The following is a 25,229-nucleotide window of genomic DNA, read 5'->3' as shown; positions in this document are numbered from 1 at the left end:
CGGGTCGACCGCTGCTGCCCAGGTGCCCATCCGGCATGAGTAGCGGTGCGATGCAAGCGGTTTCGACCTGGGTGTGCGTGGCCGAGGTGAGCACATCGCGGGTCAGTTCGATCGACTACTACGCCAGAGTCCTGATCGACTACCACGCGAGAGTTTCGCCGCCGTCGACGCGCACGGTGGCGAAGAACCGCCTGCCGATATCGGTGCCGTTCCTGTTGTAGCTGTTCATCAGGTCGGCCAGGGCCGCGGCCAACTCGCGCATCGACGGACTCGCGGCCTCGATACCGTCGGTGTCGTCCCAGCCCCAGGTCCGTGGCACGTTGCCGAGAGTGACTACGACACTGCCGTCGTGCGGGCTGGTGACCTCGAACGTGATCGCTGCGGGTGCGTCACGGATCGGATCGTGGCCGGACAGTTCCCCCGGTCCGGCGAATTCCGGGACGGGTGCCCGTGTCACCGTGATGTCGTCGCGGATCATCTCGGCGATCACGTCGAGATCGGCATGCCTGCCCGGGCGGTTGTGCCGCATTCCGTAGCTGCGGTCACCGGTCCGGACCGACGCGCCCTTGGCCAGGATCCGATCGAGTATCCGCTGCGCCGCATCACGTTCCGCGATACCGGTCCGCGGATGGTCGATCAACGCTCGCAGCCGCAGAATTCGCAGGCTCGCATCGGTAGCCACCGCTGGAGCCTAGCGTGCTCGTGTGCGCCTTCGGAGGACGGTGTCGCGCGTGGTCGGGTGATGCGACTGCGCGTGCTCGAAGCGGCGGATCAGCGGGCGGGGCGGGTTGGCGGGGTGGTGCGGACGGCGGTGATGGTTCGTTCTATTCGCTTGGCGGACACCGGGTACGGGGTGCCGAGTTGTTGGGCGAAGAGGCTGACCCGGAGTTCCTCGATCATCCACCAGATCTCGGTGACGTCGCGGCCGGTGCGGCGCGCCTCGGGGAGGGATTCGAGCAGGCGCTGATAGGCGGCGTGGACGCGGTCGAGTTCGGTCATGCCCTGGCGGTCGCGATTGGCCGAGGCGGGCAGCGCTTCCAGGCGCGCGGCCGCGGCCTGGAGGTAGCGGGGCACCTCGCGCAGGCGAGTGCTGCCGAATTCGGTGACGAACCCGGCGAAGACGAGATCGTCGAGTTGCTGGCGGACATCCTCGGCGATCTCGCGATCGGAGGTGCTCGCCAGGGCGCTGCGCACGTGGTGGGCCTGGGTGAGGACCGGGACCACCAGCCGCACGATGCGGGCCACGGCGGTGCCGAACTGCGGGCGGATCCGCTCGACCAGCGCCGTGAACTCCTCGGGTCCCCGGACCGGACCGCCGTTCGCGGCGATCAGTTCGTCCGCCGCACAGGCCCGGCAATCCTCGATCAGTGCCTCGAGCGAACCTGACGGATTCTGGCTCAGCGCAAGACGATCGGTGGGGGAGAGCCCGGCCGTGGCCGCGCGGGCCGAGGCGGGCAGCTGATTCAGCAGCAGCGCCCGGGTGCCGGTGCGCATGGCAGCGGCCTGTGCCGCGGGCGAGGCCAGCACCCGCACCGCGACGCCGGCGCCCTCGGAGACCAGCGCCGGATAGCCGGTGATGGTCTGCCCGCCGACCTCCCGGCGCACCGTCGGCGGCAGCGCGCCCAGCGACTCGGAGGTCCACACGGTGGCGGCGGGGCGTTCGGCGGCGGCGGTCGCGCGGGCGACGGACTTCGAAACCTGGTCGGCCAGACGGGTTTTCAGCGCGGCCAGGTCCTTGTCGCGATCCACGATCTTCCCGTCGGGGGAGGTCGCGGCGAAGGTCATCCGCAGGTGGTCCGGGAGAGCCGCGGGGTTCAGATCGGTGGGCCGGACGGTCAGCGATCCGAGCCGGGACAGTTCCCGGGCCAGTCCGGTGCGCAGCGGTTCGGCGCGCGGGGTCAGCTGCGACAGCGCCGCGCGGGCGAAGTCGGGTGCGGGAACCACGCTGCGGCGCAGATGTTTCGGCAGCGTCTTGATCCACGCCGCCGCGAGCTCTTCGCGCATGCCCGGCACCAGCCAGTCGAAGCCGACGGCCCGCACGTGCGCCAGTTGCGCGACGGGGATGTGCGCGGTCACGCCGTCATCGGCCTGTCCGGGTTCGAACTGGTAGGTGAGCGGGAAACTCAGCTCACCCTGTCGCCAGCTGTCCGGGTACGCGGCCGGATCCAGCACGGCCGCATCGTCGTTCACCACGGTCGAGGCGGTGAAGTCCAGCAGATTCGGATCCGTGCGCTGCGCCTTGCGCCACCAGCTGTCGAAATGCCGTACCGAGACGATATCGGCGGGAATCCGCTCGTCGTAGAAGTCGAACAGCACCTGATCGTCGACGAGGATGTCGCGACGCCGCGCCCGATGCTCCAGATCGGCGACGTCCTCCAGCAATTCGCGATTGCGCGTGAAGAATTCGTGCCGGGTCTGCCATTCGCCCTGTACCAGCGCGTGTCGGAGGAAAAGCTCGCGCGAGAGTTCGGGATCGATCCGACCGAAATCCACCCGCCGCTGCACGACCAGCGGAATCCCGTACAGCGTCACCCGCTCGTACGCCGCGGCCGCACCCCGTTTCGCGGACCAGTGCGGTTCGGAATACGTGCGTTTGACCAGATCATCGGCCAGCCGCTCGGCCCACTCCGGTTCGATCCGCGCGGCCGTCCGCCCCCACAACCGCGAGGTCTCCACCAACTCGGCCGCCATCACCCACCGCGGCGGTTTCTTCGCCAGCGACGACCCCGGGAAGATCATGAACTTGGCATTGCGTGCCCCGAGGAACTCCCGCGTCTCCGCCTCCCGCACCCCGATATGCGACAGCATCCCGGCCAACAGCGCCTGGTGAATCGACGTCACATCCCACGGCAACCCATCCGAATTCGGTGCCGCCGCAACCGCCGTCACCTCGGCCGCGTCGACGCGCTGCGTCCCACGCTGCCGCCGCCCGGATTCGGTTGTGCCTCTTCCTGATTCGTCACTGTTCCGTGCGCGGCCGCGACGTCCGGAACCGGCCGTACCCGGTGCCGAGTCGCCTGATGTTGTACCGCTGGAATGCCGTTTGCTGTTTTCGGTGGTTCCGTCTCTTCCTGATTCGTCACCGTTTCGTGCGCGGCCGCGACGCCCGGCACCTGCCGAACTCTGTGCCGAGTCGCCTGATGTTGTACCGCTGGAATGCCGTTTGCTGTTTTCGGTGGTTCCGTCTCTTCCTGATTCGTCACCGTTTCGTGCGCGGCCACGACGCCCGGCACCTGCCGAACTCTGTGCCGAGTCGCCTGATGTTGTACCGCTGGAATGCCGTTCGCTGTTTTCGGTGGTTCCGTCTCTTCCTGATTCGTCACCGTTTCGTGCGCGGCCGCGACGCCCGGCACCTGCCGAACTCTGTGCTCCGTCGCCCGATGTCGTACCGTCGGAACGTCGCTCGCGGTTTTCGGTGGTTCCTCCGCGATCGCTGGGCTGATTTGCCCGGCCACGGCCGTTGGCGGTCGCGCTGCGTTCGGATGCGTTGTCGGGGCTGGCTTTTCGACCGGGTTCGGAACCTGCGTTCCGGTGCTCGACCGCTCGGGCGTCGGATACCGTTGCGGTGTCGCCGGATTCGGTGTTCGACCGCTCGGCGTCCGGGTGCCAGCCGAGGCCGCGGGTGATGGTGCGGAGTTGGCCGTGCAGGTCCTGCCATTCGCGGATGCGCAGGTAGTGCAGGAACTCGTCGCGGCACATGCGGCGGAACTGGTTGGACGAGCGGGCTTTTCGCTCTTCCCGCAGGTAGTCCCAGAGGCGCAGGTAGGACAGGAAGTCCGAGCCATCGACGGTGAAGCGGGCGTGCTGGGTGTCGGCGGCCTGCTGATGTTCGACGGGACGTTCGCGCACGTCCTGGATGGACAGGGCGGCCACGATGACGAGCACCTCGGCCAGACAGCCGCCACGCTGGGCCTCCACCAGCATGCGTGCCATGCGCGGATCCACCGGGATCTGCGCCATCTCGCGGCCGATCGGGGTCAGCGCCAGGGCCGTATCGGACGCCGCGTCCGCGCGGTCGCGGTCGTCGCGGCGGGTCAGCGCGCCGAGTTCCTCCAGCAGCGCGATGCCGTCGCGGATCGCCCGGCCGTCGGGTGGTTCGACGAACGGGAAACTCTCGATATCGCCCAGGCCCAGCGCGGTCATCTGGAGAATGACCGCGGCCAGATTGGTGCGCAGGATCTCCGGTTCGGTGAATTGCGGACGCGCGTCGAAATCGTCCTCGGAGTACAGGCGGATCGCGATACCGTCCGCCACACGACCGCACCGGCCCGACCGCTGCCGCGCGGAAGCCTGCGAGATCGGTTCGATCGGCAGCCGTTGCACCTTGGTACGCAACGAATATCGCGAGATCCGCGCGGTGCCCGGATCGATGACGTAGCGGATCCCCGGCACGGTCAGCGAGGTCTCCGCGACATTGGTCGCCAGCACCACCCGTCGCCCGGTGTGCGGTTCGAACACCCGATGCTGTTCGGCCGCCGACAGTCGCGCGTACAGCGGCAGCACCTCGGTCCGCGGCAATCGCATATCCCGCAAAGTGTCTGCCGCGTCACGGATTTCACGTTCCCCGGACAGGAACACCAGAATGTCCCCGTCGCCCTCGGCGAGCAGTTCGCGCACCGCGTCACCGATCGCGTCGGTCGGATCGCGATCCACGATCTCGGTGTCCTCGTCGTCGGGATCCTCCGAGGTGACCGAAACCTCCAGCGACAGCGGCCGATACCGCACCTCCACCGGAAACGACCGCCCGGACACCTCCACGATCGGCGCCGCCACCAGCGCCTGCCCCGAATCCGACGGTGCCCCAGCCGGATCCGCGCTCTTGCGTCCGACCGATACCCCCGCCGGGATCCCAGCATCGTCCCGGTTCGAATCCACTTCCGGCCCAGTCGAACCGGAGCCCGAGCGAGCGTCGGTTCGCGGGGCCGATGCGGCAGTCGTCCGGGTGCCGTCCACGCTCGTGATGGCATTGCCGCTGGAATCGGAATCCGAATGGACGGTGCGAGCGGCGTCCGCTGTGGCGCTGTCCAGAGGATCGGTACCGCTCGGTGCGCCAGCGGCCAATTCGCCCCGGCGGGTCCGCGATTCGTGACGACCTGTGAGTTCGCCACTCGCAGTGCCGATTTCGTTCTGTCCGGGTTGCGACTGCGCGACATTCGCTGAGTCGCTCGTGCTCGAATCCGCCCGCTGAACTGTGGCACCAGGGATCGGCCGACGTTTCGCGGACTCCGGCGTGCCGAAATGCCGGGCGAACAACTCCGGATCGATGGTGGCCGAGGTGATGATGACCTTGAGGTCGGGGCGTTCGGGGAGGAGTTGTTTCAGGTAGCCGAGCAGGAAATCGATGTTGAGGCTGCGTTCGTGGGCCTCGTCGATGATGATCGTGTCGTAGCGGCGCAGCATGCGGTCGCGCTGGATCTCGGCGAGCAGGATGCCGTCGGTCATGAGCTTGACCAGGGTGCGGTCGCTGGCCTGATCGGTGAAGCGGACCGTGTAGCCGACCACGTCGCCGAGTTCGGTGCCGAGTTCCTGCGCGATGCGTTCGGCGACGGTGCGGGCGGCCAGGCGGCGCGGCTGGGTGTGGCCGATGGTGCCGCGGATGCCGCGACCCAGTTCCAGGCAGATCTTCGGGATCTGGGTGGTCTTGCCCGAACCGGTCTCACCGGCGATGACGACGACCTGATTGGCCGCGATCGCCGCGGCGATATCCTCCCGGCGCGCGGAAACGGGGAGCTGTTCGGGGTAGCTGATGTGCGGAACGGCGGCGCGGCGGGCGGCGATGCGGCCCTCGGCGGCGGTGATCTCGTTCTCGATCTCGGCGAGGTCTCCGCCACGGGCCTTGTCGAGCCGTCGCCGTAACCGGTGTTCGTCGCGGATCGAAAGTTCGGCCAGGCGGGTGCGGAGCTCGCGTGATGTGGCGGCGGTCCTGGTCATTGCGTCCCCCAGCCTAGCGAATCGACCGCCCCGGTCCGCCACCGGTTATTCGGTGCGGCCGCTCGGGGTGATGATCATGCTCGGTGGCGTTCGCACTGCTCGCGACGGTGTCGGTACCCGCGGGTAGTCTGGCCTCGCGTGGGCGGCGGCCGAGGACGCCCGGCGGGTCGGCGAGAGGAGCCGGATATGGGATCGCTGTGGCACGGATTCGCCGATATGGGCGCGGTCGAACGTGACGGCGCCTTCGTGGTGGCGCGCGGTGAGGGGGCGTACGTCTGGGATGCGGCCGGTACCCGCTACCTCGATGCCACGGCCGGGCTCTGGTTCACCAACGTCGGTCACGGCCGTCGCGAGATCGCCGACGCGGTCGCCGCGCAGCTCTCGACCCTGGCGCACTACTCCAACTTCGGCGATCTCACCGCCCCGGTCACCCAGCAGTTGGCCGAACGGCTGGCCGAGCTGGCCCCGGTCCCCGGCAGCAAGATCCTGTTCACCTCCGGCGGCTCCGATTCGGTCGACACCGCCGCCAAACTGGCCCGCCGCTATTGGCACGAGACGGGCAGGCCCGACAAGACCCTGATCGTCGGCCGCCGCCTGGCCTATCACGGAATGCATTACGCCGGAACGGCTCTGGGGGGTATCGCACCGAACCGCGCGGGTTACGGCGAACTGGTCCCCGACGCCCGGACCGTCGAGTGGGACGACGCGAAGTCACTGACCGCACTCGTAGAGGAGGTCGGCGCGGGCCGCATCGCGGCCTTCTTCTGCGAGCCGATCATCGGCGCGGGCGGGGTGTATCTGCCGCCGGAGGGTTATCTGGCCGAGGTGCGGCAGATCTGCCGGGACAACGACATCCTGTTCGTCGCCGACGAGGTCGTCACCGGGTTCGGCCGCATCGGCGGATCCTGGTTCGCCTCCACCCGTTTCGGGCTCGACCCCGATCTGATGACCACGGCCAAGGGGCTGACCTCGGGTTACCTCCCGATGGGCGCGGTGTTCGCCGCGCCCCGGGTCGCCGAGCCGTTCTTCGCCGGCGACGTCTGGTTCCGGCACGGCTACACCTACGGCGGTCACGCCGGCGCGGCCGCGGCGGCCATGGCCAACCTCGACATTCTCGAGCGCGAGAATCTGATCGACGCCAGCAAGAATCTGGAATCGCTGCTGCACGAACACTTCTCGCCGCTGGCCGCGCATCCCCGGGTCGCCGAGGTGCGCAGCGGCCTGGGCGCGGTCGCCGCGGTGCAGATGGCCGATCCGGCCGATGGGCCCGCGATGGTGAAAGCCCTTCGCGCCCAGGGCGTTTCCGGGCGGGCGGCGGGTCAGGGCGCATTGCAGATCTCGCCGTCCTTCGTCATCACCGAACAGCAGGTCGCCGACATGGCGGCGGCCTTCGGACGAGCCCTGGGCTGAGCCGCTACCACACCCCGCACCCGAAGGAAAGGGTGCCCATACCCGGCGCGGGATGCGAGCATGGAAAAGGCGTGCTCGCGTCGCGGAAAGGCGGTGGGGTGTGGGCGGTTTCGTGGCGGAATACACGGTGCTGCGCTGGGGAATCGTGGCGGGTTTCGTCGTGGCGGCGATTCTGGTCGCGGGCAGGCTCCCGGTCTTCGCGCATCGCGGCGGGGCCGATCGCACCGTGGGGCCGGTGGCCGATCACGCGTCCGATGCCGCCCATCTGCTGATGTGCCTGGTGATGTTCGCGATGCTGCTGTTCCCGATGGCCGCCGCACCGGATGCGCTGCGCGGCGTGCTCATCGCGATGCTGGTGGTGTATGCGGCGGTCCTGCTCGAACGAGTGTGGACCTGGTACAACGGCGACTGTCCGCCCGCACATGCCACCTCGATCGGCTACCACCTGGTGGCGGCCGCGGCGATGCTGTGGGCGATGTCCGGGCACGCGATGAGCATGACCACGGACCGCCCGCACACCGGATCGTCCGTCCCGATGCTCGTCTTCGCCGCGCTGTTCGTCCTCGACGCCGTTCTGATGTTCGTCCCGGGCCCGAAAGCGCTGCTGCGCCACGCGATCGGCCATACGATGACCCCGGCCGCGGTGATCCCACACGTGGTGATGAATGTCGGTACCGCGTACATGCTCGTCGCCGCGGCGTTGCGCTGAATATCCTCGTCGGGGCGGATCATGATTCGGCCCGGGGAATTTCGGGCGCACGTTGCCGATGGACCGCTCGTCACCGGCCGACGATCGGTCCGCATCCGATCGACCGGTACCGGACCCTGAAAGCCGTTCGCGGAGAGGAGATATCGTGCGAGGACCAGCGGAGGTGCGGTCGTGACGGTTCTGATCGCCGGTGCCGGTCCGACCGGGCTCGCGCTGGCGTGTGGCCTGCTCCGGCGCGACGTGCCGGTCCGCCTGGTCGATGCCGCCGACGGTCCCGCGGTCACCTCCCGTGCGCTGGGCGTGCAGCCGCGCGGGGCGGAGGTGCTGGATCGGCTCGACGCACTGGGCGATCTGCCCGAGCGCGGCATCCGGTCGATGAGCATGAGCATGCACGCGGGGGATCGGGACCTGTTGCGGGTGCGGGTCGGCGAGGCGGTCGTGCGGGGGCGCTATCCGATCCTGCTCGTCTCGCAGGCGGAGGTGGAGGCGACGCTGCGGCGCAGGCTCGCCGACCTGGGCGGCACGGTGGAATGGGGTACCGCGGTCACCGACGCGACGCAGTGTTCCGGTGGCGTGGAGGTGACTCTCGACGGCGTCGCACAGCCGGTTCGGGCCGACTGGCTGGTGGGCTGCGACGGTGCGCACAGCGCGGTGCGCAAACTCGCGAACATCGATTTCCCCGGCGTCCCGCTGATCGAACGTTTCCTGCTAGCCGACGTGCACGCAGATCTCCCGCTGGACCGCTCCGGCACCCATCTGTGGCCGCATCGCGACGGCCTGATGGCGGTCTTCCCGCTGCCCGGTGACGATCTGTGGCGGTTCATCGCCACCACCTCGTCCGAGGCCGACGACGCCCTGGACCAACTCTCCGGACTGCTCACGTCGCGCACGGGTATCCGGGCGGAGCTGGGTGAGCCGGAATGGTTGTCCACCTTCCGCATTCAGCGTCGGCTCGCCGAGCACTACCGCCGGGGCCGCATCGTGCTGGCGGGCGACGCCGCGCACATCCACAGCCCGTTCGGCGGCCAGGGCCTGAACACCGGCATAGGCGACGCGGAGAACCTGGCCTGGAAACTGGTCCTGATCGAACGTGGCATCGCGGGCGAGACACTCGTGGATACCTATGCGGCAGAACGTCGTCCGATTGCCGCCGAGGTCCTGGGCAGCACCACCCTCACCACCACGATCCTGCTCGGCAGCACCTTCGCGACCCGGCTGCTGCGGGACCGCATCGTGCTGCCGGTCATGCGCCGCCCGATCGCGCAGCGCCGATTACTCGCCGCCGCAAGCCAACTCGGTGTTTCCTACCGAGGCGGACCGCTGGCCCCGGCGAACCGGCTCGACCTGCTGCGCGCGGCCCGGCGCGGCGAGATGCCCGGCATCCGTCCGGGCGATCGGGTGCCGGACCTGAAATGCGTTCTGCCGGACGGCAGTACCACCATGCTGTACCGGCAACTCGCGGGCCGCTGGGTGCTACTCGGCCCGGATCACACTCGCCCACCGGCGTTTTCACGTCTGGGCACGGAAATCCACACTCTCGCAACCGATGTCCGCGAGCGGTATCTCATCCGCCCCGACGCACATCTGGCCTGGCGCTCCGGTCGCGGCGGCATCTCCCTGGACGCATCGCTGGACCTGCTCGCGGTGCCCTGACCCCCCGGAAAAGCCCGATGGCCGTGTACTCGAAACGAGTACACGGCCATCGCGAGATATCCTGCGGCGCTGGTAAACCCGCGAAATCAGACCCCGGCGGATTCGAGCGCCTGGGTCGACTGCACGGCCTGCCCGACGCCCGCGACGATCGCCGCCGCGCGCAACGCCTCGAAGATCACCTCACGCGAGACACCGGCCTCGCGCAGGGTGTTCTCGTGCGCCTCCAGGCAGTGCTGGCAGCCGTTGATCGAGGAGACCGCGAACGACCACAGCTCGAAATCGGCCTTGTCCACACCCGGATTGCCGATGATGTTCATCCGCAGCCCGGCGCGCAGATCGTCGTACCGGCCCTCCAGGAACGCCTTACCCCGGTAGAACACGTTGTTCATGCCCATGATCGAGGCGGCCCCGAGGGCGGCGTTGTACGCCTCCGCCGACAGCGTGTCGGCGGCCTCGTCGGCGATCTCGCGCAGCGTGACCGCCGAGCGGGTGGCGGCCGCCGAAGCGAGCAGCGTGCCCCACAGCTGCTGTTCGCTGAGCACGGTCGACCGCGCGATGGACGACAGGTTGAGCTTGAGGTCCTTGGCGTACTCGGGGAGCGAGTTCTTCAGGTTCTCGACGGTCACAGCCGGTAACTCCTTCGAATCGATCAGACGCTGGCGGCCAGCAGTTCACCGGCGTCGATGGTCGGGTCGCCCTTCTTCCAGTTGCAGGCGCACAGCTCGTCGGACTGCAGGGCGTCCAGCACGCGCAGCACCTCGTCGACGTTGCGGCCGACCGAACCCGCGGTGACCGAGACGAACTGCACCTCGTTGTTCGGGTCGACGATGAAGGTCGCGCGGTCCGCGACGCCGTCGGCGTTGAGAACGCCGGTGGCAGTGGCGAGTTCACGCTTGAGGTCCGAGAGCATCGGGAAGGGGAGGGTCTTGAGATCCTCGTGCTGGGCGCGCCACTGGAAGTGCACGAACTCGTTGTCGACCGAGGCGCCGAGCACCTGGGCGTCACGGTCGGCGAACTCCTCGTTCAGCTTGCCGAACGCGGCGATCTCGGTGGGGCACACGAAGGTGAAGTCCTTGGGCCAGAAGAACACCACGCGCCACTTACCGGCGTGGTCGTCGCTGCTGACCTGGGTGAAGTAATCATCGGGCTGCTTCGCGTCGACCTTGGACAGGTCACCGCCGATCACTGCGGTGAGGTTGTAGGCGGGGAACTGGTCGCCGATGGTCAGCAGAGCCATGCTGGGTGTCTCCTCAGTTGCTTCGTTGTCGGGATTGCCGTGCGGAAGTGCGTTCGCTGTGATCTTGCCCGCAGCACGGCTAAAGGTAAACGTGATCAGTCGCACTATACTGATAGGCGTGACTGATCAGACTTATCAGCCCACCCTGTCACAGCTGCGTGCGTTCGTGGCGATCGCCGAGTATCGCCACTTCGGTACGGCGGCTGCGCGATTGAGCGTGAGCCAGCCCACGTTATCGCAGTCGCTCGCATCGCTGGAAAACGGCCTGAAACTGCAACTGATCGAACGCAGCACGCGCCGGGTGCTGGTGACCGCGGCGGGCAAACGCCTGCTGCCGCAAGCGATGGCGACGCTCGAGGCAGCCGACCGGTTCATCGCCTCGGCGGTCGGCGACGGCCTCGGCGGTACGCTGCGATTGGGCATCATTCCGACGGTTGCGCCGTATGTGCTGCCGGCCGTGCTGCCGGAGTTGCGCCGCCGGTTCCCGGCGATGGTGCCGCACGTCATCGAGGATCAGACCGCGCGCCTGCTCGACGGGCTGCGCAGCGGCGTCCTGGACGTCGCGCTGCTCGCGTTGCCGTCCGATACCGGCGGCATGCTCGAAATTCCGCTCTACAGTGAGGAATTCGTGCTCGTCCTGCCCGAGGGGCACGAATTGTCCGGTCGCACCGGACTTTCGCCCTCGGCGCTGGACGACCTGCCGCTGCTGCTACTGGACGAGGGGCACTGTCTACGGGACCAGACCCTGGATCTGTGCCGGGCCAAGGACGTGCGCCCGGGTCCGGTCGGCGATACCCGCGCCGCCTCGCTCTCGACGGTCGTGCAGTGTGTCGCAGGCGGTTTGGGCGTCACGCTGATCCCGGAGATGGCCGTGGCGGCCGAAACCGCCCGTGGCCCATTGCAGGTCGCCCGATTCGCCGCTCCGGCCCCGGGGCGCACGCTCGGGCTGGTGTTCCGCGGTTCGACCGCGCGCACCGAGGATTACGAACATCTCGCCGAAGTGATTCGCACCCAGCGGCCGGTGTGACAATCCCGTCGATGCCGGGCGCCGCGGGCCGATCCGATTGACCGGCAGGGGAGCGTCTGGAACGCTCTCGGCGTGCGGATTCATCATCTCAACTGCGGCAGCATGGCACTGGGCGTCGTCGATCACTGTCTGCTCATCGAGACCCGGGCCGGACTGGTTCTGGTGGACACCGGATTCGGTCTCGGTTGCGTGCGTGATCCGGGCACGATGGTGGGCCCGAGTCGTTTCGTCATCGGCGCCGAACTCGCCGAACACGAAACGGCCGTCCGGCAGATCCAGGGCCTGGGATACGACCCCGCCGATGTGCGGCACATCGTGCTCACCCACCTGGATTTCGATCACGCGGGCGGACTCTCGGATTTCCCGGAGGCGACCGTGCACATCCACGGTCCGGAGTTCCGGGCCGCGACCGCGCGCCGGACGTTCTCCGAGCGGACCCGGTACCGGGCGCAGCAGTGGGCGCACGGGCCGCGCTGGATGGTGAACGAAATCGACGGCGGCGAGGAATGGTTCGGCTTCCGCGCGGTGCGCGATCTCCCCGGGGTGCCGCCGGAAATTCTGGTGGTGCCGTTGCACGGTCACACCCGCGGACATGTCGGCGTCGCGGTCGACACCGGCCGCGGCTGGCTGTTGCACGCGGGTGATTCGTTCGGTGTCGGCAGCGAAATCGATCCGGCACAACCACATACGCCGCTGCTGTGGCGGCTGTACGAGCTGGCCGCGGTGGCGGGAATGCCCTACCGCGACAACCGTCGTCGGCTGTTGGAACTCAATCGCGCACACGGCGCCGATATCACCATTTTCAGTGCTCATGACGGCGAAGCGTTCACCCGCCTGTCGTCCTCGACGGTGCGGCCCGCGCGCTGGCGCGGTGGCGAATCCGGAGCGTGAGTCAGTTCACCACCCCCAATATCATGTTTCCGGAGCGCCGATGAGGCACCATGGGTACATGACACGTAATGCGCCCCAGCTCGATTCCGATGTGCCGGTCGCGCGCCCAGATCAGATCGCGCGAATCGTCGCGGCGTTGGCCGCGCTCGAAACTCCGGCACCGCAAATAACTGGCGAACTCACCGGCGGCACCCGAATCCGCCTCGCCTACCGCGTTCTGCCCGACGGGCGGGTCGAACGCGGACTCGCGTGACCGGAGACGTCGCGGGCGGCCCACCGGGGCCGGGCCGCGATACCGCCGCGCCCGCGAGCAGGTTGAGTTCGCTGGCGGCGCAGTCGGACACGCTGTTCGCCTATGGCGTCCTGCAATTCGGCCCGGTGCTCGCGGAATTGCTCGGCCGGGTGCCCGAGGCCGAACTCGGTGTGGTTCGCGACCGGCGGGTGGCGGCGTTACCGAAACGTGCCTATCCGGGTCTGGTCGCCGAACCCGGCCGGATGGCCTCCGGTCTGGTGTTGCAGGGACTCACCGTCGAGGATTGGGAGATCATCGACGCGTTCGAGGACGAGCAATACGAATTGCGCACGGTCCGCGTGATCGGCCGGGAGGACCCGGTGCCGACCTATGTGTGGTCCGATGTCGTCGCCGAGCAGGATTGGCGTCCCGAGGAATTCGCCGTGGATCATCTGCACGGTTACACCACGCTGTGCGCGCGGTGGCGGGCGGATTTCGACCGCCGTATTCGCTGAGGGCGATTCATCGGATGAAAACCCCTCCCGTGGTTGATTTCCCGATGCGCTGACGGCGGGTGCGGGGAGGTCGCACGCTGCATAATCGATGCGCAGCCGAAGTGGTGATAACTGTGCACAATGCTCAATTTCGGATGCGAAGGTTGTTCATTCCGCGCTACGGGGACAGTATGGCGGCGTCGAATGCTCAATCTAGGCCGCATCGGATCGGTGTCGGCCGGACGGGTGGAACTGATGACCGAGCTCGCCGATCGCGCACTGATCCCAGCACCGTACGACCTGGCCGACCGTTATCGGGTCGGTGCGGGAACCGTCGTCCTGACCGGAGTGCAGGCGATCGCGCGACAGTTGGTGGAACAACACGTCCGGGATCTGCGCGCGGGCGCACGGGTGGGCACTTTCGTTTCCGGTTATCAGGGTTCGCCACTGGGCGGGGTGGATCGGTTACTGGGCGATATGCCCGAAGTATTGTCCGAGCACGATATTCATTTCGTTCCGGGCGTGAACGAAGAACTCGCGGCCACCTCGGTCTGGGGTTCGCAGGCCGATCTGCCCGCCGGGAATTCCACGCACGACGGAGTCGTCGGAGTGTGGTACGGAAAAGGCCCCGGACTCGATCGCGCGACCGACGCGCTGCGGCACGCCACCGTGTACGGCGTCAATTCCCGGGGCGGGGTACTGCTACTCGTCGGGGACGATCCGGCGGCCAAATCCTCGACCGTGCCCGCGGCCTCGGAACGGTCGCTGGCCGCGATGAACATTCCGGTGCTGTTCCCGCGCAACGCCGGTGAGATCGTCACCATGGGCCTGCACGGCGTGGCGCTGTCGCGGGCCTCGGGGTGTCCGGTGGCGTTGAAGATCGTCGCCGACGTGGCCGACGGCGCGTGGACGGTGCCCGCGACGATCGGCGACATCGATATCGTGGTCCCCGAAATCTCCTGGGAGGGTGCGCCGTTCACCTACCGGCGGCGGCCGATGGGCGCGCCCGCGGACAGCCTGCTCGGCGAGGCGGAGCTGCACGGTCCGCGCTGGGCGACCGTGCTGGCCTACAGCACGCTCAACAACCTGGACGTCATCGAGGTGAATCCGGAGCACGCCGAAATCGGTATCGCGGCAACGGGAACCGCCTACGACGCGATGCGCCAGGCCCTGACCGATCTCGGCGTGGACGACGCGGCCCTGCGTCGCGCGGGTGTGCGGCTGCTGCGCATCGGAATGCCGTATCCCCTTGCCCCCGAAAGGGTCCGCGAATTCGCCGCGGGACTGTCCCGGGTGATCGTGGTGGAGGACAAGACCGCCTTCGTCGAGACACAGATTCGCGAGATCCTGTACGGTGCACCGGGTTCCCCGCAGATTCTCGGCAAACGCGATGCCGGGGCCCGGCCGCTGTTCCCGTCCGACGGCGAACTCACCGCCGGACGGATCCTCGGACCCCTGCGCCGCGCGCTGGACGGACATCTGGAGTTGAAACGTCCACTCCCGCAACCGCTGTCCCTGTCGGTGCTGCCGGCCAAACGCGCCGCCTACTTCTGTAGCGGTTGTCCGCACAACCGCTCGACCGCGGTCCCCGAGGGCTCGCTGGCCGGTGGTGGCATCGGTTGTCACACGCTGGTGACCATGTCCGATCGCACCGACAGCAAGGTGGTCGGGCTGACCCAGATGGGCGGGGAGGGCGCGCAGTGGATCGGGCAGGCCCCGTTCACCGATGTGCCGCATCTGTTCCAGAACATCGGTGACGGAACGTATTTCCACTCGGGACAGTTGGCCGTGCAGGCGTGTATCGCCGCCGGGGTGAACATCACCTACAAGCTGCTCTACAACGATGTCGTCGCGATGACCGGCGCGCAGGATGCCGAAGGGGCGCTTGCGGTTCCGCGTCTGACGCACAAACTCACCGACGAGGGCGTGCGGCAGATCGTCATCTGCGCCGACGAACCGGGTAAGTACCGCAAACGCGACCTCGCGCCGGGAACCCTGCTGTGGCACCGGGATCGGCTGGACGAGGCCCAGCGCATGCTGCGCGAGATCCCCGGCGTCACGGTGCTGATCTACGACCAGCACTGTGCCGCGGACGCGCGTCGCAAGCGTAAGCGCGGCGCACTGCCGGTGCGGCGCACGCGCGTGGTGATCAACGAGGCGGTCTGCGAGGGCTGCGGCGACTGTGGCGTGCAGAGCAACTGCCTGTCGGTGCAACCGGTGCAGACCGAATTCGGTCGCAAGACCCGGATCGATCAGACCTCCTGCAATACCGATTACAGCTGCCTGAAGGGGGATTGCCCGTCGTTCGTCACGGTGGAGATGCCCGAACCGGGCCGGGGATCGACGCCGAAGGCCAAGCGTCGCAAGCAGGTTCGTCCCGAACCGCCCGTGCTGCCCGATGTCGGTGTGGAATCGTCGGGCGCCACGCAGAACGTCTTCCTGGCCGGAATCGGCGGCACCGGCATCGTGACCGTCAACCAGGTCCTGGCCACCGCCGCCATGCGCGCCGGATATCAGGTCGCGGGCCTGGACCAGATCGGGATGAGTCAGAAGGCCGGTCCGGTGGTGTCCCACATGCGTTTCGCCGCGACCGCGCTCGAACCCGCCAACCGGCTCACCCCCGGTTCGGCGGACTGCGTGCTGGCCTTCGATCTGCTCGCGGTCGCCGATCCGAAGAATCTTGCCTACGGGTCGGCGGATCGGACGATCTCGGTGGCCTCGACCAGCCCGACACCCACCGGTGCGATGGTGTACGACGCGGCGGTCGAATATCCGGCGACCGATGAGCTGCTGGCCCGGTTGTCCGGGGTGTCGCGCGCGGTGACCTCGTTCGACGCCCTGGCCGCCGCCCAGACGCTGTTCGGCAATGCCACCGCGGCCAACTTCCTGCTGGTCGGCGCGGCATATCAGGTGGGCGGATTGCGGCTGCCCGCCGCGGCGATCGAGGAGGCCATCGAGATCAACGGCGTCGCGGTCGCCGCCAATATCGCGGCCTTCCGCTGGGGGCGTGCGGCAGTGGCGCGTCCGGAGGAATTCGCCGCCGCGACCACACCACGATCCGGCACGCGGACCGCACCCGAGGCTCCGGCCGAACTGCTGGCAGGTCTGAGCGCGACCGGTGAGACCCGACGTCTGGTCGAGCGGCGGGCGGGCGAACTCGTCGGTTTCGGGGGCATCCGTATCGCCCGCGAGTACGTCACCTTCGTGCAGCGGGTGTGGGAATCCGAGCGAAGGGCCACCGACCGCACCGAATTCAGCGAGCAGGTGGCGCGCGGGCTGTACAAACTCACAGCCTACAAGGACGAATACGAGGTCGCCCGTCGCCTGACCGATCCGGCGTTCCTGTCCGAGGTCGCCGCCACCGTGCCCGACGGCGCGAACCTGACCTATCGTCTGCATCCGCCGCTGCTGCGCGCCCTGGGCCGGGACGAGAAGATCGGCCTGGGTCCGCGCGGTCACCTCGCCCTGCTTCTGCTGGCCAAGGGAAAACGCCTGCGCGGCACCGCATTCGACCCCTTCGGCCACACGCACGTGCGGCGCGTCGAACGCGCCCTGCTCGCGCACTACACCGAGATGATCGACACCCTGACCGGAACCCTGTCCCACGACTACGACCGCGCCGTCGCGGCCGCGGCCCTACCGGATGTGATCCGCGGCTACGAGCAGATCAAACTCGCCAATGTGGAGACCTATCGTGATCGGCTGCGGGAGTTGGACATTGCGCCGCCGGTGCTGCCGTAACCGGTGAATCGGACCGGCCCGATCGTTGTCGGTGCCGGTCCGGAGCACGCGGGATACAGTGTGCGGGTACCGCGTACGCGGTGGACAAGGGAGGGCACTGATGGCGGCAGTGGTGTTCAGCGTCGCGACATCTCGCGGCGACGCGGAGGAACTGGATCAGCTCGCGGGGGAACTGGCCGATGATCTGCGCGAGATCCGCGGGCTAGCCGTCGGCACGGTCGCCGCGCCCGGGCAGGCGGGGACGAAATCCGGTGTGGCGTTGGAGATCGGGCAGTTGGCGGTGTCGGGCGGCGCGCTCGGCACCGTCGCGTGGCTGATCCGGGACGTGGTGGTCCGATTCCTGGACCGCACCCGCGCGGAGTCGATCACGATCAGCGACGGTGAGCGGAGGGTGGAGATCAAGCGCCCCTCCGACGCCCAGGTCGAGAAGCTGATCGACCGATTGGGCGACGTCCTGCACGATGACTAGCCCGACCGGTCGCAGACTGGCGCTGTTCGTCGCGAACGACACCTTCCACTCACCGGGCATCCCCCGACTGCACGCGCCGGTCTCGGATGCCAACCAGCTGCGAGAGTTGTTGCGCGATCCGGAGATCGGCGCCTTCGCCCCGGCGGAGATCCTCGTCAACGAGTCCAAGGCCGAGATCGAACGCGGTATCGAGCGACTGTTCCGCGGGGCCGAGCCCGAGGACGTGGTGCTGTTCTACTTCTCCGGCCACGGCATCCGCACCCGCCACAATCTGTATCTGGCGACGAGCAATACCGACACCCAGCTGATCAGCAGTTCCGCGGTGTCGGCCACGTTCATCAAGGAACTCATCCGGGAATCCCCGGCCGCGGCGAAGATCATTCTGCTGGACTGCTGTTACAGCGGGGCATTCCTGGGCGGCGACGTCATCAAGTCCCAGCCCACGGTCGACGACGTAGGGCACGAACTGGCCGCGGGCGAGGGCATCTGCGTGCTGACCGCCGCCACGGCCGTGCAGGTCGCCGGGGACGGTGGCGCGGAGCGGTCCGCGCCGCTGTCGGTATTCACCTCCGCGGTCGTCAAGGGCATCGCGACCGGTCTGGCCGACAACGGCACCGGCGTGATCAATACGCACAGTTTGTGGAGTTACGTCAGCGCGGAGGTACGCGGCCGGACCAGCCGCCAGACACCCAGTCATTACGGGGTGCTGCAGGAGGAGGTGCACATCGCCCGCACCCGTCGCCGACTGCCCGTCGCGGTGGACGGCGGCGACCGGGTGGCGCTGGGCACTCTGCTGGGGCGGCTCGAACACACCCCCGACTACGGCCTGCGCGCGGAGAACTGGTGGGGCACCGGCAGATTGACCGTTCCCATCGGGCAGCAGCGCCAGCCCGACGGCGGCGCGGGCGAGACCGTCTGGCTCGATTTCTCCCGGGACGATCGCAACCTGCTGATCGTCGGACGCGCCGGGAGCGGTAAGAGCACGCTGCTGCGCACCCTCATCGGCTCCCTCGTCCTGACCCACACCCCCGACGAGGTGCGGATCATGGCGCTCGAGTCGAGCAACCGGGTGGGATCGCTGCGCGCCCTGCCGCATATCGCCCGCGTGGTGGGCGACGACGAGCCGGACCAGGTCGCCGCGCTGCTCGAGGAGATCGTCGGGGAGATCCGCGCGCGCAAGATCCTGTATCGGGAGCAGTCCATCGACTCGCCCACCAGCCTGCGCTCGGTCCGCGCGACGCTGCCGAATCCGGTGCCGGACCTGTTCCTGCTGCTGGACCCCTGGGACGAATTCGCGGACCTGCTGTCGCACATCGGCCAGACGCTCAAGCAGATCGCCGGTACCGGGCCCGAGTACGCGGTGCACGTCGTCGCGACCGTCCGGGACTGGCGGGATGTGCCGGATTGGCTGGCGGGCCCGATCTCCTCGCATATCGAACTGCGGTTGCAGCGTCCGGAGGAATCCCACGTGGATCGCGATCGCGCGCTGCGCCTGCCGGACGGCCCCGGCTGGGCGTTGGCGGCGCGCCAGCCCTTCCGGATCGCGCTGCCCGATATCCGGGATCTGCCCGACGCGGCCGCGGCACTACCCGAGATGACCGACGGTGCCGCGGATCTGGTCACCCGCGTCGCCCTCGCGCGTCAGGGTGTCAGCGTGACTGTCATCCCGCACGGTGTCGCGGTCGGCCGCGTCCCCGCGCTCGGTGTGGAGTCGCGCCTCAATGACTTCGCGGCGCTGTACCGGATCGCCGACCCCGCGAATCCGGAACTCGGCCGTCGGTGGCAGCCCAAGACCGGACCCGACCGGTTGCGAATTCCCATCGGGATCGACGGTGACGGTCGGCCGGTACTACTGGATTTCAAGTATGCCGCCGACGGGGGGATGGGGCCGCACGGATTGCTCGTCGGCGCAACAGGTTCGGGCAAATCGGAACTGCTGCGGACGATCGTGCTCGGACTCGCGCTGGAACATTCGCCCGAACAGGCGAGCTTCCTGCTGATCGAGTACAAGGGCGGCGGGACGTTCGGTGATTTCGCCGGACTGCCGCATCTCGCCGGATACATCGGTGACCTGTCGGCGGACCTTACGCTCGTGCAACGTCTGGGGGACGCGCTCGCGGGTGAGCTGAATCGACGTCAGGAACTGTTTCGCGCAGCCGGAAACGTCACCTCGATCCGGCAGTACGAACAGGAACGTGTCGCGGGGACGTCGCTGGACCCGCTGCCCGAGCTGTTCGTGATCATCGACGAGTTCAGCGAGTTGCTCTCCCAGGCACCGGAGTTCATCGACGTGCTGACCGCGATCGGCCGCATGGGTCGTTCGCTCGGCATCCATCTGTTGCTCGCCAGCCAGCGACTGGACGAAACCACGCTGCGCGGACTGGACGCCCATCTGTCCTACCGCGTCGCTCTGAAGACGTACTCGCTCAACGAATCACGGGCCGTGCTGGACACACCGCTCGCGTATCACCTGCCGAGCATCCCGGGGAGTGGATATCTGAAGACGGATTCGGGTGAACCGCTCCGATTCGTCGCCGCGTCCAGTTCCCGCGCGGAGCCGTCCGATCGCACGGCCGGTGTGATCGAGCCGGTCGATCTGCCGCTGGGCATATCGCTCGTGCATGCCATGGTCGCCACCGAAGGCCCACCGGTGCACCGGATCTGGCTGCCGCCGCTGGACACGTCGCCGACCCTCGGCAATCTGACGCGACCGCTTCCCGAGCCGATGCCCGTCGCGCTACAGCGTCAGCCCGGCCTGCGTCCCGCCGCCATCGGCATCGTCGATGCCCCGCGACTGCACACCCGGACGCCGTTTCAACTGGATCTGGCTGGCGCACAGGGCAATGTGGCCGTCATCGGCGGCCCGCAGAGCGGTAAGACGACCGCGTTGCGCACGCTGATCCTGGCCCTGGCGTTCGCGCACACCCCCGATCAGGTGCAGTTCTACTGTCTGGACTTCGGCGGCGGTGAACTCGCCGCGCTGTCCGGGCTGCCGCACGTCGGCTCGGTGGCGGGCCGTCTCGATACCGACCGGGTGCGCCGCACTATTGCCGAACTGACGGAATTGATCCAGCGTCGGGAAGAACTCTTCGGGCAACTCGACCTCTCGATGGCGGAATTCCGCAGGCACAAGGCGAAATTGGTGGATGTGACCCCGGAGCGCCGGGCCACCGACCCGCTCGGGGCCGATCGATTCGGCGATGTGTTCCTGGTGATCGACGGGTACGAGGCCGTCCGTCAGGACTACGAAGAGCTCGAACTCGCCCTCAACGGGATAGCCGCGCGCGGATTGGCGCTCGGCGTGCACATCGTGCTGGCGGCGAGCCGCTGGTCGGCGTTGCGGCCCGCGCTGCGGGATCTGCTGGGTTCCCGCGTCGAACTCCGGCTCGGCGACCCGGCCGATTCGAGCCTGGGACGCCGCCAGGCACTCGTGGTGCCGGAAGGTTCGCCCGGTCGGGGACTGACACCGGACGGGTTGCACATGCTCATCGCGCTACCTCGCCTCGGCAGCAGCGCTGATTCGGTGGGAATGGCCGAGGGTATCGCCGACGCGGTCCTGGTCATCAGCGCTCGCTCGGGAGATCTGCGTGCCCCCGAGGTGCGCATGCTGCCCTCGTGGGTGACCCACGAGGAATTGCTCCGGGCCGTGGACCGGGCCGGGCAGGTCGATCCGGGCACGGATCGCCTGAGCTTCCCGATCGGTGTCGACGAATCCGATCTGGCCCCCGTCCGGATCGACTTCGCCGCCACCCCGCACATGATGATCTTCGGTGACGCCGAATCGGGTAAGACGAATCTGCTGCGACTGCTGATACGCGGCATCTGCGCGTCGAACACGCCCGATCAGGCGAAGATCGTGCTGGTGGACCCGAGGCGCACCCTGCTCGCACAGGTGCAGTCCGGACATCTGGCCAACTACGCGGCGAGTGTGCCGAGCCTCGCCGAGTTGCTGGGCGAACTGGTCTCCGTCCTCGAAAAGCGTCTTCCCGCAGACGGAGTCACGCCGCAGCAACTGCGTGAGCGTTCGTGGTGGACCGGCCCGGAACTGTATCTGATCGTCGACGACTACGAACTCGTCGCGGGCTCGAACAACCCGATGACGATCATCCGGGAGCTGTTGCCGCACGGACGTGACATCGGCTTGCACCTGATCGTCGCCCGGCACACCGGGGGCGCCTCCCGTGCCCTGTACGACCCGGTGCTCGGCATGCTGAAGGATCTCGGCTCGACCGGACTGCTCCTGAGCGGCGACCGTAACGAGGGCGCGCTGCTCGGCACGGTCAGGCCCGCGCCCATGCCCGCCGGGCGCGGCACCCTCGTCGACCGCAGGAGGGTCGAACTCGTCCAGACCGCCTGGACCCCGCCGCTGGTGTAACCGGCTGCGGCGGAACGGGTCTCAGAACGCTCGCCGCTCGCGGGGCACGAGCAGACACAGCAGGGCGACGATCACCCCGCCGCCCACCGCGTACAACCCCCAGGTCCCGGAGAACAGCTGGTGGTAGTCCGCGCGGATCTGCTTGTCGAACGAGCTGTCCAGCCGCCAGGCCAGCACGCCGACGGTGGCCAGCCCGACCAGCACGGCCAACCACCCCAGCAGGCGCGAACCGAACAGCGTCGCCAGCAGCAGCACCGCGGCGACGCCCAGGATCACCACCGCCAGCGACGTCTGCAGGGTGACCGACTGGGCCTGGATCTGCTCGAGGCTGCGACCCGCCGGGAACCCGTCGCGTAGTTCGGTGAGCTGCACATGACGCGGCTCCAACGTGCCGATGAGCGGCCCGAAGGCTCCCACCGCCACCGCGACAGCACAAACCAGCAGCAGTAGATGAACGAAAGTGCGCATACTCCACGGTATTGCGAATCGGACGATTCCGCCCCCGACTTTCGAAGGTCGAGTCGGCGAGCAGCGCGTGAACGGATGGTCACCGCAGGTGTCCGGGCCGAACCGTGCCGCGGGCGACCTCGCCGGAAACCCGTCGTGCCCACCCGGACGACCGGCTGGGCACGACGCGAATTCGGTTGTGCGGCAGTCTCAGCCGACGCCGACGGGCGACCGCAGCGCATGCGGTTCGATGGCGCCGCGGATCAGCGCCCGCGCGTCGACCGTCTCGGCGCGATACGGCAGCGTCGGCAGGGTCGCGGTCATCTTCGCCACCGGATCGTCGAGCACCTTCGGCGTGCCGAACAGGAACGTCCACTCGTGCTCGTCGCTGACGTACGGCACCACCGTCGGGAACAACGCGTGGAACCGCGCCCACGACCGCTTGAGCGTCTCGTTGCGCCACATCGTCTGACAACCCGCCTGGACGGCCAGCACCCCGCCCTCGGTGAGCAGCGTGCGACATCGCTCCAGGAACTCGTCCTCGTACAGCCGGTTGTGCTGCGCCTCCTCCACCCGCTCGTCGGGCAGATCGATGCAGATCAGGTCGTATCGCACCCCGGCGGCCTCGGCCTCGGCCAGGAAATCCCAGCCGTCGGCGTAATGCATCTTGATCGGGCCCGACTGCGCGACCGCCGCGGCCAGATCCGCGGTCGAATAGCCATAGGGGAGGTGCTCGGCGCACAACTCCACCTCCTGGCGATCGATGTCCACGTGATCCACGATCGAGGCGCCCGCGGCCACCGACATCTGCGAGGCCACCCCCTCGCCGGAGCCGACGATCAGCACCCGGTCCAGCTTCTCGGCCAGCGCGTAACCGGGCACGAGCATCGCCTCGTGATAGGTCAGCTGGGAGAACTCGGTGGACTGGCGATCCTCGTCGGAGAACAGGCTCACACCCTGCTCGGTGCGCGCGATCACCATGTGCTGGAACGGAGTTCGGGTATCGACGATGACGTCGTGCAGATCCCACACCCGCGTCGTGCCGGGGCCGACCGGTTCGTGGATGCGCCGGGCGCCGCGACCGCGCTGGATGATCTCCGTGTGCACCAGCGCGGGGGAGAGCTCCTGCTCCAGCAACTCCACCGCCTTGGTCGCGCCCGCACCGATACTTCCGCAGGTGAACACGTCGACGAAGATGTCGCCGGACTCCGGGTAGGTGTGAATGGACGCGTGCGACTCGGACAGCAACGCCAGCACGGTGACACCCTGCGGATCGAACTGCTTGTGCACCACATCGCAGATGGTCACCCCCGCGGCGACCAACGATTTTCGAAGGGCAGCTTCGAGGCGTTCGAGGTCGTTGCAGAGGGCTACGTCGACACCACCGAACTCGGCCAGCACGTGCCAGCCGGTGAATTCTGCTGTCATTGCTGAACTCACTCTCGCTCAGCGCCGATGACATGAACAGTCAAAGGCGGAAAACCGTTGAAGGACACCGACGAATAACTCGCCGTATAGGCGCCGGCATCGAGGATCCGAACGGGATCGCCGGCTCGCAGCGTGGTCGGCAGAAGGACCCGCGTGCGTTGATAGAGTACGTCGTCACCGTCGCATGTCGGACCGGCGATCACCGCATCGTCCGCGATGTCACCGTCTCGTAAGGTTGTGATCCGGTAGGCGATGTACTCGTTCTCGGTTTCGGCCATTCCGTTGTAACGGCCTATGTCGAGGTATACCCAGCGCCGCCCGTCCGGCGCGATGCGCACGTTGACGACCTCGGCGTGGATCACTCCGGCGCTGCCCACCAGGGCGCGGCCGGGCTCCACGACGATGTCGGTGTGCTCGGGAAGGTGGCGTGCGGCGGTCTCGGCGATCACCGCACCCGGTACGGACAGCTCCGGTGCCGGATCGGCGTACGAAATCGGCAGTCCGCCACCGATATTCACCGCGCGCACCGGAATGTCCTTGACCGCCAACGCTTCTGTGATCGCCGCGGCCTGTTCGATGCCGATCCGCCACGCGGCCGGATCGAGCTGTTGCGAACCGACGTGGAAGTAGGGCCCCACCGGCACCAAGCCCAGGTCGCGGGCGCGCACCAGCAGCCGCACCGCCTCACCCGGGGCACAGCCGAACTTCGTGCCGAACGGCGTGCGCGACTGCGGCGTCGAGGCCAGGAAGCGGCACTCCACCTCCGAACCCGGTGCGTATTCGCTGATCCGGGTCAGATCGTCCTCGGTGTCGAAGGCGTAGCGTCGCACCCCGGCCGCGTAGGCCGCGGCGATGTGCGCGGCCTTCTTGATCGGATTGCCGAAGCACAGCGTCGCGGGATCCACACCGAGCGCGAGGCACTGCTCGATCTCGCCGACACTGGCGACGTCGAACTCGGTGCCCTCCTCGGCCAGCAGCCGGATGATCTCCGGCACGGGAGATGCCTTGACCGCGAACCGGATTCGCGTCGGATGCCGGTCCCCGAGACCGCTCAGGGCGGATCGCAGTGCGTGGAGGTTGTCGCGTACCCGGGAGAGGTCGATGACCAGACAGGGCGACTCGGGCGCGTGTGGACCGAACAATCTGAGGGAACTCTCTTTCTTCCGGGCAGCCTCCCACGGCGGA

The 25,229-nt window shown here is 68.1% G+C and carries 17 protein-coding genes; 10 read left to right on the top strand and 7 right to left on the bottom strand.

Features of this window, described 5'->3' with window-relative positions; all coding sequences use genetic code 11:
- Window positions 1–139: 139 nt before the first annotated feature.
- Together NRB20_RS03560 and hrpA are read right to left on the bottom strand one after the other, a co-directional pair.
- Window positions 140–682: a hypothetical protein gene (locus NRB20_RS03560; RefSeq protein WP_319944406.1), complete on the bottom strand. Its 543-nt coding sequence runs from the start codon at window positions 680–682 to the stop codon at window positions 140–142.
- 89 nt (window positions 683–771) lie between these two features.
- Window positions 772–5,931 carry an ATP-dependent RNA helicase HrpA gene (gene hrpA, locus NRB20_RS03555; RefSeq protein ID WP_227833120.1) on the bottom strand — a complete coding sequence of 1,720 codons (5,160 nt, stop codon included), beginning with the start codon at window positions 5,929–5,931 and terminating at the stop codon, window positions 772–774.
- Between the two features lie 186 nt (window positions 5,932–6,117).
- Between hrpA and NRB20_RS03545 the strand changes: the two genes are divergently transcribed.
- The 3 genes from NRB20_RS03545 (at window position 6,118) to NRB20_RS03535 (ending at window position 9,703) form a co-directional block, all read left to right on the top strand.
- On the top strand, window positions 6,118–7,341 hold the full coding sequence (locus tag NRB20_RS03545; RefSeq protein ID WP_153407653.1) for an aminotransferase family protein: 1,224 nt from the start codon (window positions 6,118–6,120) through the stop codon (window positions 7,339–7,341).
- Between the two features lie 100 nt (window positions 7,342–7,441).
- Window positions 7,442–8,050, top strand: a complete 609-nt coding sequence (locus tag NRB20_RS03540; RefSeq protein ID WP_194289703.1) for a DUF5134 domain-containing protein — start codon at window positions 7,442–7,444, stop codon at window positions 8,048–8,050.
- A 171-nt stretch (window positions 8,051–8,221) separates the two neighbouring features.
- Window positions 8,222–9,703: an FAD-dependent monooxygenase gene (locus NRB20_RS03535; protein ID WP_319944405.1), complete on the top strand. Its 1,482-nt coding sequence runs from the start codon at window positions 8,222–8,224 to the stop codon at window positions 9,701–9,703.
- 86 nt (window positions 9,704–9,789) lie between these two features.
- Here NRB20_RS03535 and NRB20_RS03530 read toward each other — a convergent pair whose 3' ends face one another.
- Together NRB20_RS03530 and NRB20_RS03525 are read right to left on the bottom strand one after the other, a co-directional pair.
- Complete coding sequence (locus NRB20_RS03530; protein ID WP_319944404.1) at window positions 9,790–10,329, bottom strand: alkyl hydroperoxide reductase; 540 nt, start codon at window positions 10,327–10,329, stop codon at window positions 9,790–9,792.
- 23 nt (window positions 10,330–10,352) lie between these two features.
- Complete coding sequence (locus NRB20_RS03525; protein ID WP_153407650.1) at window positions 10,353–10,940, bottom strand: peroxiredoxin; 588 nt, start codon at window positions 10,938–10,940, stop codon at window positions 10,353–10,355.
- Between the two features lie 118 nt (window positions 10,941–11,058).
- Between NRB20_RS03525 and NRB20_RS03520 the strand changes: the two genes are divergently transcribed.
- The 7 genes from NRB20_RS03520 (at window position 11,059) to eccCb (ending at window position 22,169) form a co-directional block, all read left to right on the top strand.
- Entirely contained in the window at window positions 11,059–11,967 is a 909-nt protein-coding gene (locus NRB20_RS03520) for a hydrogen peroxide-inducible genes activator (protein ID WP_319944403.1), read from the top strand.
- A gap of 72 nt (window positions 11,968–12,039) precedes the next feature.
- Window positions 12,040–12,858 carry an MBL fold metallo-hydrolase gene (locus tag NRB20_RS03515; RefSeq protein WP_319944402.1) on the top strand — a complete coding sequence of 273 codons (819 nt, stop codon included), beginning with the start codon at window positions 12,040–12,042 and terminating at the stop codon, window positions 12,856–12,858.
- Window positions 12,859–12,916: 58 nt separating this feature from the next.
- The gene (locus tag NRB20_RS03510) at window positions 12,917–13,111 is read left to right on the top strand and encodes a hypothetical protein (protein ID WP_153407649.1); all 195 of its coding nucleotides are present in this window, start codon (window positions 12,917–12,919) and stop codon (window positions 13,109–13,111) included.
- On the top strand, window positions 13,108–13,605 hold the full coding sequence (locus NRB20_RS03505; RefSeq protein WP_153407648.1) for a gamma-glutamylcyclotransferase family protein: 498 nt from the start codon (window positions 13,108–13,110) through the stop codon (window positions 13,603–13,605). Before NRB20_RS03510 ends, NRB20_RS03505 begins: the two co-directional genes overlap by 4 nt.
- 234 nt (window positions 13,606–13,839) lie before the next feature.
- The gene (locus NRB20_RS03500; protein WP_153407647.1) at window positions 13,840–17,325 is read left to right on the top strand and encodes an indolepyruvate ferredoxin oxidoreductase family protein; all 3,486 of its coding nucleotides are present in this window, start codon (window positions 13,840–13,842) and stop codon (window positions 17,323–17,325) included.
- Window positions 17,326–17,425: 100 nt separating this feature from the next.
- Window positions 17,426–17,794 (top strand): hypothetical protein, encoded by a 369-nt coding sequence (locus NRB20_RS03495; RefSeq protein ID WP_153407646.1) that lies wholly within the window; start codon window positions 17,426–17,428, stop codon window positions 17,792–17,794.
- On the top strand, window positions 17,787–22,169 hold the full coding sequence (eccCb, locus tag NRB20_RS03490) for a type VII secretion protein EccCb (protein ID WP_153407645.1): 4,383 nt from the start codon (window positions 17,787–17,789) through the stop codon (window positions 22,167–22,169). Before NRB20_RS03495 ends, eccCb begins: the two co-directional genes overlap by 8 nt.
- A 21-nt stretch (window positions 22,170–22,190) precedes the next feature.
- Here the strand turns inward: eccCb and NRB20_RS03485 are convergent, their stop codons facing one another.
- The 3 genes from NRB20_RS03485 to NRB20_RS03475 form a co-directional block, all read right to left on the bottom strand.
- Window positions 22,191–22,637 carry a hypothetical protein gene (locus tag NRB20_RS03485; protein WP_153407644.1) on the bottom strand — a complete coding sequence of 149 codons (447 nt, stop codon included), beginning with the start codon at window positions 22,635–22,637 and terminating at the stop codon, window positions 22,191–22,193.
- 189 nt (window positions 22,638–22,826) lie between these two features.
- Window positions 22,827–24,044, bottom strand: coding sequence for an adenosylmethionine decarboxylase (gene speD / locus NRB20_RS03480; protein WP_153407643.1), 1,218 nt, complete (start codon window positions 24,042–24,044; stop codon window positions 22,827–22,829).
- A gap of 8 nt (window positions 24,045–24,052) precedes the next feature.
- Complete coding sequence (locus NRB20_RS03475; protein ID WP_153407642.1) at window positions 24,053–25,186, bottom strand: type III PLP-dependent enzyme; 1,134 nt, start codon at window positions 25,184–25,186, stop codon at window positions 24,053–24,055.
- Window positions 25,187–25,229: the final 43 nt, after the last annotated feature.

Source organism: Nocardia macrotermitis (genome assembly GCF_009604405.1).
Classification (GTDB): Bacteria; Actinomycetota; Actinomycetes; order Mycobacteriales; family Mycobacteriaceae; genus Nocardia; species Nocardia macrotermitis.
The sequence above is the reverse complement of the archived record's forward strand: the minus strand, read 5'-3'. Positions and strand labels throughout refer to the sequence as shown.

What these genes read in the sequence shown, in the direction of transcription:
- NRB20_RS03545 (WP_153407653.1), top strand. Translation starts at nt 6,118, where the DNA reads ATGGGATCGCTGTGGCACGGATTCGCCGATATGGGCGCGGTCGAACGT.
- NRB20_RS03485 (WP_153407644.1), bottom strand. Translation starts at nt 22,637, where the DNA reads ATGCGCACTTTCGTTCATCTACTGCTGCTGGTTTGTGCTGTCGCGGTG.
- NRB20_RS03495 (WP_153407646.1), top strand. Translation starts at nt 17,426, where the DNA reads ATGGCGGCAGTGGTGTTCAGCGTCGCGACATCTCGCGGCGACGCGGAG.
- speD (WP_153407643.1), bottom strand. Translation starts at nt 24,044, where the DNA reads ATGACAGCAGAATTCACCGGCTGGCACGTGCTGGCCGAGTTCGGTGGT.
- NRB20_RS03510 (WP_153407649.1), top strand. Translation starts at nt 12,917, where the DNA reads ATGACACGTAATGCGCCCCAGCTCGATTCCGATGTGCCGGTCGCGCGC.
- hrpA (WP_227833120.1), bottom strand. Translation starts at nt 5,931, where the DNA reads ATGACCAGGACCGCCGCCACATCACGCGAGCTCCGCACCCGCCTGGCC.
- eccCb (WP_153407645.1), top strand. Translation starts at nt 17,787, where the DNA reads ATGACTAGCCCGACCGGTCGCAGACTGGCGCTGTTCGTCGCGAACGAC.
- NRB20_RS03500 (WP_153407647.1), top strand. Translation starts at nt 13,840, where the DNA reads ATGACCGAGCTCGCCGATCGCGCACTGATCCCAGCACCGTACGACCTG.
- NRB20_RS03525 (WP_153407650.1), bottom strand. Translation starts at nt 10,940, where the DNA reads ATGGCTCTGCTGACCATCGGCGACCAGTTCCCCGCCTACAACCTCACC.